General features: G+C 68.9%; 13 protein-coding genes. 7 read left to right on the top strand and 6 right to left on the bottom strand.

What is annotated here, in order from left to right:
- The first annotated feature begins 374 nt into the window (after positions 1–374).
- The 3 genes from ACLJRL_RS24715 to ACLJRL_RS24705 are packed head-to-tail and all read left to right on the top strand — an operon-like array spanning position 375 to position 1,959.
- On the top strand, positions 375–674 hold the full coding sequence (locus ACLJRL_RS24715; RefSeq protein ID WP_410658631.1) for a hypothetical protein: 300 nt from the start codon (positions 375–377) through the stop codon (positions 672–674).
- On the top strand, positions 674–1,435 hold the full coding sequence (locus tag ACLJRL_RS24710; RefSeq protein ID WP_410658707.1) for a Crp/Fnr family transcriptional regulator: 762 nt from the start codon (positions 674–676) through the stop codon (positions 1,433–1,435). Before ACLJRL_RS24715 ends, ACLJRL_RS24710 begins: the two co-directional genes overlap by 1 nt.
- 32 nt (positions 1,436–1,467) lie before the next feature.
- On the top strand, positions 1,468–1,959 hold the full coding sequence (locus tag ACLJRL_RS24705) for a hypothetical protein (protein WP_410658630.1): 492 nt from the start codon (positions 1,468–1,470) through the stop codon (positions 1,957–1,959).
- Between the two features lie 369 nt (positions 1,960–2,328).
- Here ACLJRL_RS24705 and ACLJRL_RS24700 read toward each other — a convergent pair whose 3' ends face one another.
- From ACLJRL_RS24700 to ACLJRL_RS24675, 6 genes are all read right to left on the bottom strand, one after another.
- Entirely contained in the window at positions 2,329–4,098 is a 1,770-nt protein-coding gene (locus tag ACLJRL_RS24700; protein ID WP_410658629.1) for a glycosyltransferase, read from the bottom strand.
- Entirely contained in the window at positions 4,095–4,658 is a 564-nt protein-coding gene (locus ACLJRL_RS24695; protein ID WP_410658628.1) for a hypothetical protein, read from the bottom strand. Before ACLJRL_RS24695 ends, ACLJRL_RS24700 begins: the two co-directional genes overlap by 4 nt.
- The gene (locus ACLJRL_RS24690; RefSeq protein WP_410658627.1) at positions 4,651–6,570 is read right to left on the bottom strand and encodes a glycosyltransferase family 4 protein; all 1,920 of its coding nucleotides are present in this window, start codon (positions 6,568–6,570) and stop codon (positions 4,651–4,653) included. Before ACLJRL_RS24690 ends, ACLJRL_RS24695 begins: the two co-directional genes overlap by 8 nt.
- A complete protein-coding gene (locus tag ACLJRL_RS24685; RefSeq protein WP_410658626.1) occupies positions 6,567–7,910 on the bottom strand; it encodes a methyltransferase in 1,344 nt (447 codons plus the stop codon). Before ACLJRL_RS24685 ends, ACLJRL_RS24690 begins: the two co-directional genes overlap by 4 nt.
- Before the next feature lie 5 nt (positions 7,911–7,915).
- Entirely contained in the window at positions 7,916–9,274 is a 1,359-nt protein-coding gene (gene fliL, locus ACLJRL_RS24680; protein WP_410658625.1) for a flagellar basal body-associated protein FliL, read from the bottom strand.
- A 143-nt stretch (positions 9,275–9,417) separates the two neighbouring features.
- Positions 9,418–10,608, bottom strand: a complete 1,191-nt coding sequence (locus tag ACLJRL_RS24675; protein WP_410658624.1) for a hypothetical protein — start codon at positions 10,606–10,608, stop codon at positions 9,418–9,420.
- Positions 10,609–10,851: 243 nt separating this feature from the next.
- On the opposite strand from ACLJRL_RS24675, the gene ACLJRL_RS24670 reads away from it, so the two are divergent.
- The 4 genes from ACLJRL_RS24670 (at position 10,852) to ACLJRL_RS24655 (ending at position 13,210) form a co-directional block, all read left to right on the top strand.
- Positions 10,852–11,358 carry a hypothetical protein gene (locus ACLJRL_RS24670; protein ID WP_410658623.1) on the top strand — a complete coding sequence of 169 codons (507 nt, stop codon included), beginning with the start codon at positions 10,852–10,854 and terminating at the stop codon, positions 11,356–11,358.
- Between the two features lie 75 nt (positions 11,359–11,433).
- Complete coding sequence (locus ACLJRL_RS24665) at positions 11,434–12,042, top strand: hypothetical protein (RefSeq protein ID WP_410658622.1); 609 nt, start codon at positions 11,434–11,436, stop codon at positions 12,040–12,042.
- 188 nt (positions 12,043–12,230) lie between these two features.
- Complete coding sequence (locus ACLJRL_RS24660) at positions 12,231–12,770, top strand: DUF2716 domain-containing protein (protein ID WP_410658621.1); 540 nt, start codon at positions 12,231–12,233, stop codon at positions 12,768–12,770.
- A gap of 38 nt (positions 12,771–12,808) precedes the next feature.
- Positions 12,809–13,210 carry an Imm7 family immunity protein gene (locus ACLJRL_RS24655; RefSeq protein ID WP_410658620.1) on the top strand — a complete coding sequence of 134 codons (402 nt, stop codon included), beginning with the start codon at positions 12,809–12,811 and terminating at the stop codon, positions 13,208–13,210.
- Positions 13,211–13,250: the final 40 nt, after the last annotated feature.

Below are 13,250 nucleotides of genomic sequence, written 5' to 3'. Positions count from 1 at the left end.
TACTTGTGGTCGTCAGGATTGCTCGTTGTCAGCGACTCCGGCGCCGCCACTGAGCGGCCGCCGGGCCGGGCGATCGGCCCCGAGCCGATATTCGCGATCCACCTGCGGAAACCTCGGATCCGACAAAGCATTCGATTGTCTCTCGCTGCGCATCTTAAACCATATGTTCGTACTGGTAATCCTGATTCTGGTGTCCTTTCGCAGAAAAGCAACGAAAATCGAAGCGCCTTCATTCACTCTTCGCTATCGATAGTCCGAGTGGCGCCCCGCTAGACGGTCACTCTGTGTAGAGATAGCAATCGTTTGCTTTCACGATCGAGGACGCGTATGCAGTAGTGCGGCTTCCCCTATGCAGCTCTGTGCAACTACTCTCGATGACGTTCGGCCGCATAGGTGAAGTCTTCGCTTCGACCGATCATCTCGGACTCGACGCGACTTCAAGATCAGATTCACGCCCCCAGGTGGAGTTTCCCTTGCCTTCAAGCACGCCCGATCCGTTGCTGGTCATTACCGCCGGGATCGTTGTTCTCGCCTACATTGTTTTCGCCGTGGTTGTCACGCGTCAGTTGTTCGCCAAACGGGTCACGCATCCGATTCGGGCGGTCGGCGCGCTCACTCTCCTGCTGGCCGGGCTGCCCGCGGTGCTCTACGCCTTCGCGGCGGTGGTGGCGTGATGCGGCCCGCGGGCTGGACCAGGCCCCCGCGCGGCCGCCTGACGTTCACGGCCGAACTCACGGACTGGTCGCGACGCCGGCTCGAAGCGATCGCCAAGCCGGTCTGTTATCCGGCCACCGCGAACATGGTCAACGAGGGTGATCCGGCCCCGCCCGTGTACATCCTGGAGTCCGGCGTCGTAAAAGTGCAGCGTACGGCGCAGGGCGACAGCAGTCCGATGATCCTGGACCTCGGTGGGCCCGGCGACGTCCTCGGTGTCGAGGACTGCCTCGCCGGCAGACCGAGCCATGCCGCGTTCGTGACGACGAAGCCGGTCAAGGCGCTCGAGATCCCGCAACGCGCCTTCTTCACGTTTCTTCGCGACAACCATCAGGCGATGGCGGCCATCGGCCAGATCCTCGCCCACCGGATCCGGCTGCGTGACACGGCGCTCGCCTTTTCCTCGGTGAAGGTGCGCAGCAGGCTCATCGCCTTTCTGGTCCGCTTGCTCGCCGTGCACGGCGAGCCGGGAAAGGACGGCATTGTCATCGATATAGGTCTGAACCATTCCGATATCGCTTCCGCGATCGGGGCATCCGTGGCGTCGGTGACCGCGGAAATGGTCAAACTCAAGGACGAGGGCTATATCGCCACGGGCTACAAAACAATTCACGTCAAGAAGCCGCTCCGGCCGGACGTGTCGCCACCGTTGGTGACCGAGAACCTGCCTATCGATGGCTTGGCGCATCGGCTACCGGGGGTGACTTCGAGGCAATGCTGAACAGACACGGAGCGTGCTGGAAAGAGGGGACCGTGGACTTGTTGGACGTCGCGACCCGGTTCAGTGAGAAGGGCCGGTTCGGGCCGATTCACTGTGGGGCTTCGCTCCCGGAATTGGCCGTGACCATGGGGGAGCCACAGCGCATCGGGGTCGAGAAACACCGCCGCCGGAATGTGTGGCCGCGCTGGTTCGGCTTCGGTGACGTGCGTCTTGAAGTCTGTTCCTGCCAGGAGATCGACTTGATCCTGCTGCCGGTGCGATCCAGGGAGACCGTCAAGGTGCCGGGATTCGGCGGGCTGCCGACCCTGCCGAGGGTGACGCTCACCCGGTTCGATCGGCTCGTCGCCGGAGAGGTGGACGACGACCAGGCCGGCGCGGTCTACCTGCGCACCCGGCCGGCGAAGGACGTGCAGGTCAGCTTCGCTTTCACGGCGCGGGAGTCCTGGGACGGCCCGGTGCTCGACGATCCGGTGCTCGACCAGGTGGTCGCCACCCGGAGCGGCCACGAGTGCGTCCCTGCGTGAGACGAACGGGGCGTTCCCGGCGAAATCCGAGAGGAACGCCCCGTTCATCTCACTCGTGCGCCGCGGGAGCGGGCTGAGCTGGAAGGTCCGAGAAGGAGCTAGCCGCGCTTCAACTGGAGCGCGAGCCGTATGACGAACACGACGGCCAGCGCGGCGACCAGGGCGATTTCCCAGGCCATTGCGGCACCTCCTCGTCCGGCATCGGAACGTTTCGATGCTCTTCCCCTAAGGCGCGTCACCGGGGGAGGACGTTCACCGACACGGCCTAACTCACTCGAATGGGCGAAGATCACGCCTACCCCCGGTGCCATGAACGGCCCGTTACTTGCAAAATTTGCAAGTAACGGGCCGTTCATGGCACGTCCGGGACTACAGAGCGCTGCCGACCGCCGCCCACACCCGATGCGGATCCAGGTCCATCGGCCGCGAGTCCGGATCCGGCCGCAGCCGTCGCAGCAGCACCTGCTGCACCAGCGCGGTCGGCCGCGAAGCCGAAGCCACGCGACGCCAGAACAGGTGGTCCTCCAGGCCCTCGAAGAGCACCTCGGAATTCCAGCCGCCGAATTCGTCGACCAGCGAGCGCCGCACCAGATATCCGCTGCCCAGGTACGGCAGCTTCCGCAGCCGCCGCTCCTCCGGCGGCAGCGCGCCGACCAGGCCGTCCACCGGGTCCGCGACCGGGCAGTGCACGACGTCGGCGCCTTCCGAGAAAGCGAGAAGCCGCTCCAGCAGGAACTCCGAAGCGCGCATCCCGCCGTCGAGCACCAGCAGCCAGGACGCCGTCGAGCGCTCCAGCAGCGAGTTGCGGGTGAGCCCGCGGCCCAGCGGGGCGTCGTGCAGCAGGACGTCGTACGGACGCGGACGCGGCCACGGGTGCACGCCGTCCTCGCCGACGAGCACGCGCCGCGGCAGCACGGTGCCGGTGAGCAGGTCGTTCGCCAGATCGTCCGGGTCGACCTCGCCGGTCCGGCGCACGATCAGCACATCGACGTCGGCCGAGCCGGTCGGGGAAGCCGCCGCGGGTTCCCACCGCCGCGTCGTGACCCGGCGAGCACCTGCCGCGCGCTGCGCGATCCGGGCCGACAACGCAGTCCCACGTGCCGAAGCCGGGCCGCCAGCCGAACGGTCGCCCGCGAACCGCGCGTCGAACGACGGCGTGTCGACCGCGAGCGCGTCTTCGGGGTTCCGCAGGCTCGTCGCCAGCGCTCGCGCCGGGGCGATGTCCGCGGCCGGCGTCGAACCCAGCGACGACGCCAGCTCGATCAGCCGCCGCGCGGACGCCGTCATGTCCAGGGACTTCACGAACCCGTACGCGGCCGAGCGCAGGTGGCGCTCGCGTTCGGGCTCGTCGGCCAGCGCCGCCGCGACGGCGCCGAGCGCCTCCGGCCGCGCCAGCACCAGGTGTTCGCCGGGGACCAGCGGCTCGACGTCGGCCGAGGTCTCGCTGATCACCACGCAGCCGTTGGTCATCGCTTCGAGCGTGCGCACCCATTCCAGGGTCTGCTTCCGCTCGCGGTGCAGGTTCAGCAGGAACCGCGACCGCGCCAGGTGCTCGAACTTCGCCTTGCCCGGCAGGAAGTCGACGCGGGCGGTGGTCATCGGCTCGTGCGGCGGGGTCAGCAGCCGCGCCCGCAGTCCGGCGAGGTCCCGCGCATACGAGCCGAGTAGCACCGAACGCCGCCGCTCGGCCGTGCCGAGGTAGGTGACGTCGAGGTCGCGCGGGCTGTCGAGGTCGCCGCCCCAGAGGTCCCACAGCGGGCTGTAGCCGAGCTGGAAATGCTCGACGTTGATCCCGCGTCGGCGCAGTTCGGCGGTCGAATCGGTGTTGATGTCGACGGCGCCGCCCAGGATGGAGAGCAGTTCGGCGTTGCGTTCGAAGGTCGCGGTGCCGGGGTGCTCCACGCAGAACCCGATGGTCCGGCGGCACTGTTCGGGGGTCGGGAAGTCGGCGTCCGGAGCGGTCACGAAGTACTCGTGGGGGACGACGACGTACACCGTGTCGGATCCGGCCTCGGGGTACTTGCCGACCGCGGTCCTGGCCTTGCCGCCCGCCGTGCGCACGGCGTCGGCGACCACCTCTAGGAGTTCCTCCATGAAGGCGGAACCGCCCTCGGCGGAGACGAGGCAGAGTTCGGTCACGGCCGGTCCATCTTCTTGCGCACGATCCGCAGCGGCGCGGTGACCCGCCAGCTGACGGTGCGGCGCGTGGCGTCGAGTTCGCGGGCCATCTCGGCGGCGAGACGTTCGGCGTTGAGCACGCGCTGACGGTCCGCCGACGGCTCGCCACCGGGCAGGAGGTCCGCGTCGACGACGCCCGCGGAGACCACGAGTTCGGCGTCGAGCAGCGCGAGCCGCAGCTTGTCCCGCTCCTCACGGCAGGTCTTCAGCTCCGCGCGCAGCGAGTCACGTTGCTGGTGGGAGAGCAGGACTTCGGCCTCCAGCGCCTTCAGCCGTGCCTTCGCGACGTCGAGTTCTTCCTGCTGGGAGGATAGTTTTTGGTTCAGCTCAGCCTGGTTCACAGCGGCCGACTCGCCTTCGTTCGGAGCGACGACGGCGGTGGCTTCACGCAACTCGTGCTCCGTCTCGGCAAGCTTGGCCTTCAGCCTGTCCTGCTCGGCGGTGAACACCTGCCGTTCGGCCCGCAGCCGGGTCAGTTCGGCCTGGACACGGCCGGGAATCTCAGTGTGGTCATCAGACATGGGAGCCCCCACTCGGTTGCCCGTGCAGGGCCAGTTCGGAAAGGATTTCGGAGTACTCGCGCGCGTAGCCCGCGGGGTCGAGCCACGGCAGCAGCTTCTCGTGCGCGGCCTTCGCCATCTCGCGGCGGCGCGTGGCCGACGTGCCCAGCGCGCGCAGCAGCGCCGCCGTCAGCGCGTCGACGTCGTTGGTCTCGAACAGCCAGCCGCTCTCGCCGTCGACGATCATCTCCCGCGCGCCGAACACGTCGGTCGCGGCGACGGGGATGCCGCAGGCGACGGCTTCGAGGATCGACCGCGGCAGAGACTCGATGTCCGAGCTGTTCACGAAAATGTCGGCGGCCTGCAGCCAGCGCAGCGGATCCGGCTGGATCGGGATCAGGCTGACCGACTCCTCCAGCCCGGCGCGCTCCACCGATTCCTCCATCGCCAGCCCGTACGGCGACGGGTGCAGGCCGACGATCGACAGCTTCGCCTCGGGGTGGACCTTGTGGATGCGCTCCATCGCCGAGATCAGCGGCGCCTGCCCCTTGCGGGCTTCCGCGATACCGATGTTGACCAGCACGATGTCGTCCGGCGAGTAGCCGAGCATGTTCCGCGCCTGGCGCCGGGTCTCCGACCGCGTGCGGCCGCCGAACTTCCACATCGGCGTGCCGTAGCGGACGGTCCGGCAGCGTTCCGGCTTGCTGTACGGGAGGAACATCTCGCGGGTCGCGTCCGCCACGAACAGCAGCTTGTCGACCTCGCCGAGCGTGCTCTCCCAGCGCTTCCAGACCGCGGCGGGCGGCTTCACCGGGCCCCAGTTCTGGTAGGCGAACGCGGGCAGCGAGAAGCTCTCGTGGATCACCCACGCCGTCGGCATCCCGGCGCGCTTCGCCGCGTCCGCGCCGACGAAGCCGCCGAGGGTGTTGACGAGCGCGACGCCGGCTCCGGAGCATTTCGCGAAGCGCGCCAGCTCGGCGACGTGACCTTCGTAGGACGGGACCGTCTGGTTCCGGTAGTGGGTCGTGACGTGCACGGGGATGCCGAGTTCGTGGCAGTCCGCGCGCAGCGGGCCGTCGGTCTCGCTGACCAGGCTGACCTGCCAGCCGTGGTCGGTCACGATCCGGCTCAGCAGTTCTTGCAGCCACAGCTGCCCGCCGCCGACGCCGAGGCTGTGCGTGAACACCAGCACGTGCTTCGGATCGGTCGGGATGTTGACCCGTGCCATCGCTTTCGCGGTGTCGCCGGCCAGCTCGTCGGCGAGTTCGGCGTCGTCCGGGTCCGCGACGGGGTTGCGAAGGGTGAAAGTGCGCTTCGGCGACACGACCTCGCCGACGCCTTCGGTGCGGTACCGGATGCGAAGCGACAGTGTCCGCTCTTCGCCGTACGGCAGGTCGACGGGCACCCACGCCTCGAAGCCACTGACGGCTGCGTCGTCGAAGCCGGGGAACTCCTTCGGCACGTCCTTGCGTGGCAGGCGGGTACGCGCGCTGACCGTGCCGCCACCCTCGACCATGACCTCGATCAGGCTCGGCGCGCGGCCCTGAAGCATCGCCCAGCCGGTCACGTAGACGACGTGGCCTTCGGAGACCTTGCCCTGCTTCGGCGCTTCGACTTCGCCCAGCCACAACGGTTCTTCGCCCGGCAGCGTGCCGACGTGGACGGTCGCCTGGTTCAGCACACGCTCGTCCGGCCCGGCGACGACGATGTCCTGAGTGCCCGCGGGGACCCAGGTCGCCGGGACGGCGCGCCAGCCGAAGGTGCCTTCGGGAGCACCCGGGCACGGCTCGGGGAACAGGTTCGCCTCGACGTCCGCGATGGTCACGGACATCTCGTCGATCCGGCTGATCCCGGTCGTCCATCCCCGGAGCTCGAACAGGTGCCCGACCGGCCGGTCCGGGGTCAGGATGCCGGCGGTGTGCAGGCTCGTCATCGCTTCGCTACCTCGTCTTCGTTCGCCGCCACACCGGCGCCGACGTTCGTTGAACGGTACCCGTGGACGGTCCGCGCCAAGCGCGTTCGCCAGATTTCGGCGATGGACTCGCGGACCTCGTCCGTGCCGTGCACGGTGCCGCACGAGCCGATCGTCGAGAAGCGGACCTCCCGCGCGATCGCATCGTCCACAAAGGAGGGATCGAGGCCGATCAGGACGCCGAGCCAACCCGCCAGTTCCCGCATCGAACCGCCCTCGGCCGCCGCGGACCATTCCGCGTCGGCGAGTTTGTCGGCCAGCACGAGGACGCCGCGTTCGATCACTTCGGCGACGCCCGCGCCGGCGTTCCGCCACTCGAGGTCGATCGGGCGCAGCGCGCGGCCGTCGACGAGCACGTTGTGCGGCACCAGATCCCACAGCGCCTCGACCCCGCGCGCGGCCTCCTCGCGCAGGAGATCCCGCCAGCCGGTGAGCAGTTCCGCGGCCCGCTCCGGTTCGGCGATCAGGACCTCGACCATGGTCGGGGCGTCGTACACCTTGTCCGTGCACGGCCCGACGGAGATCCCGGCGACCGGCGCCGACGGGGAAAGCGGAGTGCGACGGACCTCGGCTCCTTCACCGGTGCGCACGACGTCCGCGCGCGTGCACGCGAACTCGGCGCGCTCGGCGGTGTTGAAGTAGGTGGCGAGCCGGTACGCGGGCCAGAGCGAGGCGGCACCGGGGCCGCACAGGAGGAGCAGGCCGTTCGCGGGTCCGCCGGCGATCGCGGCCGCCAGGCGGGGCAGTTCGGCGTCGATCTGCGCGGTGCGCACGGCGCGGGCGACCTCGTGGCCGGGGGAACAGAGAAGTTCGCGCTGGACCTCGAGTCCCGCCGCCGCGAGCGTCTTGGCGACACCTCGCGACGCGGTCAGAACCACGACCGCGCCCATCGGCGCCAGCCGTTCTCTCACCGACTCCAGCAGGTTCCGCGTCGCGTACGGCTGCTGGACGACGACGAGGTCGTAACCGTCGGCCGGCAGCCGCTCGGACACCGCGACCGTGCCGAGGTCACGGGTGCGGAAGCGGACGGCCGCCGCGCGGACCGGGTCGGCCTCGACGGCGTGCACCGTCTCGGCGACCTCGCCCAGATACCGCGTCAGACCACCGAAACCGGCGCCGACCTCGAGAACTCGTGCCGCCGGCGGCAGCGCGAGCGCCCGGAGGACGTTCGCGGCGCCGTGGTCGAGCGGGGTGCGCTCGGTGGCGTCCCAGCCGGCGAAGTGCAGTTCGTCGGACAGCGAACCGGTGTCCTCGGCCAGGGAAAGCAGAGTCGTGAGCAGCCGTGCGTTCTCGGCGGTCATCGGGCTCAGCTGGTGACGGCGTAGTTTTCCAGCGTCTTCTTCACCGCACGCTGGTACGTGCCGCTCAACGCCTTTTCGCCTTCTTCGCCGCCGAGCGGATTCTGCAGGATGTCCACCCGGATGATGTTGTTGCCGTTGATCCAGGTACCGCGGTAGTCGCCCTTGTCGGCGTCGACCTTCTTCTGGAAGTTCAGCTTCGGCGGCATACCCGGCAGCGGCTCGGTGATCTGCACGAACCCGTGGCTCGTCTGGTACTGGCGCAACTGCTTCACCAGTTCGCTCGCGGCACCGGGGCTGGTCAGCGGGATGACCGTGACCGAGATCTTCGCCGGCTGCGGCCCGGTCTCGTCCGGCTGCTTCTGCGAGCCGCGGTACGCGACCTGCTTCACGCCGGCGGCGATGACCAGATCGGCCTCGGCCTGCTCCATGCCGGTGATCGCGGCGAGCTGGGCCGCGGTGATCACACCGCTCTTCGCGTCTTCTTCGCCGGACTGCTCGGGGATCTTCTCGAACAGCAGCTCTTCGGGCGTCTTCGGCTTGGCCGACGACGTCGGGGGAACGTTCTGCGACTGGGTCGGCTGCGGCCCGGCCGTCGGGTCCACCGGCTCGTCACCGCCGCCCTTGAAGGCGAAGTAACCGCCGACGCCGAGACCGGCGAGAACCAGCACGGCGACGATCGCGATGATCGCGATCTTCCCGCCCTTGCCCTTGGGCTTGTCCTCGAACAGTTCCGGGCCCTGCTTGACCCACTCCGTGCTGCCGACCGGCGAGATCGGCGGGAAGTCCGAACCACCCCACGGCGGGCTGGCGTCGGTGTCGGTCCAGCCCTGCTGCTGAGGTTGCTGCTGCTGCGGGTAGCCGTGCTGCTGCTGAGGCTGCTGCGGGAAACCGCCCGCGGGCGAAGCCTGACCCTGGTGGGGGAAACCGCCCGCCGGGGAACCCTGGCCCTGCTGCGGGAAACCGCCGGGCGGCGACGCGATCGGCTGCACGACCTGGGTGCGGTTCGGGTCCGGCTGCTGAGCCTGTTGCTGCCAGTTGGGGACGACCTGCGTGCGCTCGGCGCCGCCGTCCGCGGCCGGAGGCAGGTTCACCGGCGCGATGATCTGGGTCGAATCGGCGCTGCTCGGCTGTCCGGACTGCGGAGCCTGCTGCTGGGGTTGCTGAGGCGGCGGCTGCTGCTGCGGAGCAGGCGGCTGCTGCTGGAAAGGCTGCTGCGGCTGCTGACCGGGCTGCTGGACGGGCTCGCCGTACGCGACCGCTGAGGACAGCACCTGGTCACGCCGGAGCCGGTAATCGTCCGCGGAGAGGCGTCCAGATGCGAGCTCCTCGTCCAGATTGCGCAGCTCTTCCTGCCAGGACACCACCAGCCCCCTTATCCGATTCGGGCGGGAAGCACGGCTCCCGGCCTTCGCGATACCACCACTGCGGTGACCTCGCACATTCTGCACTGCCCGGCTGTGGCGCGCCCTCGCGGGTCGAATCGTGATCTCCCCGCGACCTGTGCCTCTCAGCTCGGCGGAAGAACAGTGTCCAAGGAGGTCAGCGTCTGCTCCAGACGGGTGTCGAGCGCCTTCGAGTCGCCGCCGAGCGGCTGCGAGACCCAGGTCGTCACGGCCATCGTCCCGGACACGTAACCGATGCCGCTGAGCTGGCCGTTCTTGTTCGCGCCGACCAGGGCGAGCCGGTCGCCGATGCGCTGCTCGCGCAGTCCGGCGTTGATCGAGTTCTCACGGAAGTACTTGACGACCGAGGCGGCGTCCTTCGCGTCGTTCGCCGGGATCACCAGAACGAGGTAGCTGTTCGTGCCTTCGTTCGAACCCTTGTAGGTGACCGACGTGACACCCTTTGAGGCGAGGTAATCGCCCGCGGCCTTCGAGTAGAGGTTGAGCTCGACACCCTTCGCGACCGACATCGTCGAGTTGTCCTTCGACGGCGTTCCCGGCATCGCGGGCAGACGGTCTTCCAACGGCGTCTGGGCGCTGTTGGGCTGTCCGCTGGGCTCGAGCCCGGAAACACCGTCCGGCGGCTGGGCCACGCTCGGCGCCGGCGGACCGGCGACGTTCTCCTGCGACGAGCCGAGCCAGAGCGTGCCGCCGATGATCAGCGCCAGCACCACCAGCACGCCCGCGCCGATGAACAACCACGTCGGCTTGCGCTTGCCGACGACCGCGTAATCCTCCGTCGGAGCGCTGTGCCGAGGCCCGGGCTCGGGCGTCAACGGCGGGAGCGGCCGGTTCACCTGCCGGGCCGGCGGCTTGTTCTGGAGCTGGGGTGGCGGCTCGGCGCGCAGGTAGACCGTCGGATTGATGTCGGCGGGCGAGGGTGCGGTCGTCCTGTGGTCGGCGATGCGGGGAACGGCGTTCCGCGTCTTCTTCGCTTCGCGCGCCTTGGGCTTCTCGGGCTCGGTGTTCAGCGGCTGGGTCCGCTGTTCCGGCCGGGGGATCGGCGGAGGCGGGGGCGCGTACGCCTGGTGGGGCTGCCGGATCGCGGCGGCGGGCAGTTCGATCGGCTGGGCGGCGGGGTTGGTGCTGTGCCAGGACCCGCCAGGCCGCCGCAGCGGCGAGGGAACCGGGGACGGCATCGTCCCGCCGGACGCCTCCGCCAGGAGTTCGTCGCGCCTCCTGCGGTGTTCGGCATGCCCGAGGCGACCCGAGGCCAGCTCGACGTCCAACTGTCGAAGCTCGTCCTGCCAGCTCATGTAGCCCCCTGCCGCCGGGTGTGGGCAGCCAGTGTTGCATGCACCCGTACGGGTGGTCGGTATTGGTCTTTCGCCCATTCTTGCGTCCACTCGCGACCCGGTCCAGCACAGATCGCGGGGTCGTGAGTGATTCGGGTCGTTAGAACGACCCAAATCGCTCACGACCCCCTGCCTCGCTCTTTCGGCAGGTCAGAGGCGGTCGGCGCGTCTCGCCGGTACGGTGGCCAACGTGGGAAGTGCCGGGTGACGGAAATCGACGCGTGTCGCAGCGCGCTGCGCGAGCTGGCCATCGGACGGCTCGCCGGGCGTGACGTCCGCACGTCGCACCTGGTCGAGGCCGGGTTGGACGCGATCGTCGCCGGGCTCGATGCCCCGTCGCTGGCGCTGCTCGCCGGACTCGAGTCCTCCGCCGGAGACGCCGTCGACAAGGCGTTCGGCCAGGTCGTCGACGAACTCGGCCTCGAACTGCCCGCCGACCCGACGGCGGCGCGCTGGCAACTGGTCCATGGCTGGCTGCTCGCGATGGTCAAGGGCGACCTCTCGCCGTCGGCCGGCGGTGCTCTCGTGAGCGAGGTCGGGGAGCTGCTGGGGTCGCCGGCGGCGTTGCGCGGGATCGCGCGATGGTCGGCGATGCTCGACTCCTGGATCCCGACCGACCTCACCCCGCGAGACGTCTGCGAAGTGCCGATCCTGGAAGAGGCGGCCGAGCTGCTCGAAGGCCCTTGGCCTCCTCGGCCACGTCACCCGTAAGGCGCCGTTTTCTGTCGTACATGTGTTCTAAAATGGACGTTGTACAGCAGGAACAGCGGCGAAAGGCAGACACGGATGGCCTACATCACCCTGCCCACCTTCGTGGGATACAGCACGAGCTCGGGTCCCTCGCGTTCCTCTTTCGTCCGGCGCTGGCGTCGCCAGTACGAGGATCCGGCGCGGGGCGGATTCAACTTCTACCTTCGTGCCGCGAACGCGATCCGGGCCGGGCGGATCTCCGGGCGGGATCGGGAGGTGATGCGCGCCCTCGTCGAAAACGCGGACGAGCGCACGCGGCCGCACTACACCGAGATCGCCAACGGCTGGCTGCGCTACCTGGGGCGGCGTGACCTGCGGCTGGCCGAGGTCGGCCGGGCGCGCTGGCGGCTCGGCTCGCTCGAAGTCGGCATCAACCCGCACATCGGGCTGCGGAAGGGCGATGGCCCGGTGTACGCGACCTGGCTCTATTTCCGGGAGGAGCCGTTGAGCCGGGACGCGGCGCAGCTGGTGCTGTGGTTGCTCGAACAGACCATGGACGACCTGCGCCCGGGCGGGCGTCCGCTGGTGATCGACGTCCGGCGGGCGAAGGAGTTCTCCTTGTCCCCGCGCGACCGCGACAAGGTCCGGCCGTGGGTGCGAAGTGAGGCGTCGGCGTTCATGAGCCTTTGGGAGGCGGCCGCATGACCGAGCGACGGCGAGCCCACTACGGGTGGGCTCGCCGTTCACACACCGTCATTCTCACGGTTTCGACGGCGGCGCAAGACACCTGATCAGGTGACAATTTGACGGACTATGCCCACGAGCTGGACAACTTGGGCCCCTGAACACGAAGCTTTCCCAGTCTTAACCGGCCGAACCACCGAGGGTCGCGAGTGAACAACGCTTGGGAAGCCATCTCCAGGGTCGCAGATGAACCTGCTTGGTACTGGGTCTACGAGAAGCTCGCGTTCTGGCCGAGTACCTACTCGCACGCGTGGCCGGGTTTCCGTGAACCCGCGCCGTCCGTCGCGTGGGATCTCGCGCCCGGAGGACTCGACAGGTCGTCGGCCGAGTTCCGGGTCGGCCCGTACGCCGTCGAGCAGAACGACGTCGCCCGTGTCGCACTCTCGGCGCTGAAGGACTGCGTCGCCGAGGACGAGTGGGTCTGGGTGCTGCACTGGCAGCACCAGTCATACCGCTTCTACCCGCATCGGCACGCCGCGCTCGATCCGTGGCCGGTCCCGGTGTTCCCTCGCGGGGACTATCACCTGTTCCTGGCGAACGATTTCCGCTTCGGCACGCTCGGACATCCGTGGGAGCGGACGTTGTGCGTCTACGGCGAGAAGCTCGTGCCCGCCTTCGAACAGCACGGCGGCGGTGTTTTCAAGAACGCCCTGCGCCGCAACGGTTCACCGGTCGCCATGGCGGGCTGACCGTCGTCCGGCGGGCGGACCTGCTTAAACTCTGGTAAATGTTCGAATACCACGGGTGGGTGACCATCCAAGCGAACCCTTCCGGCGACGATGACGCGGCGCTGCTCGAACGCATCGTCGAGCGGGTGCACCGTGCCGTCCGGGACTTCGACGACGGCGACCTGCTGGACCTCCGCTGGGCCGCCGGGGTGCCGGTGCTGCACCTGGGCGGAATGGACAAGCACGGCGCGACGATCGGGACCGAGCTGGTGGACCTCTTCACCCGCGTCGGCGATCTCGCGCCCGGGTCCTACGGCCTCCTGCACGTGTGGGACGACCAGGACCCGGCGCACGACAACGAGTTCAAGGTGTACCGGATGGCCCGCGGCCTGGTCACCGAACGCGGCGACGACCACCTGTCCCCGGTCGCTCCGACCGTGGTGGACGGCTACGAGATCTGAGCCGTTTCCTGGGCAATCCGCCGGATAATCGGATTAGGCT

Origin of the sequence: Amycolatopsis sp. lyj-112, assembly GCF_046549055.1 — a bacterium.
Taxonomy (GTDB): Bacteria; Actinomycetota; Actinomycetes; order Mycobacteriales; family Pseudonocardiaceae; genus Amycolatopsis.
Note: the sequence above shows the minus strand (reverse complement) of the source record. Positions and strands in the feature narration are given on the sequence as shown.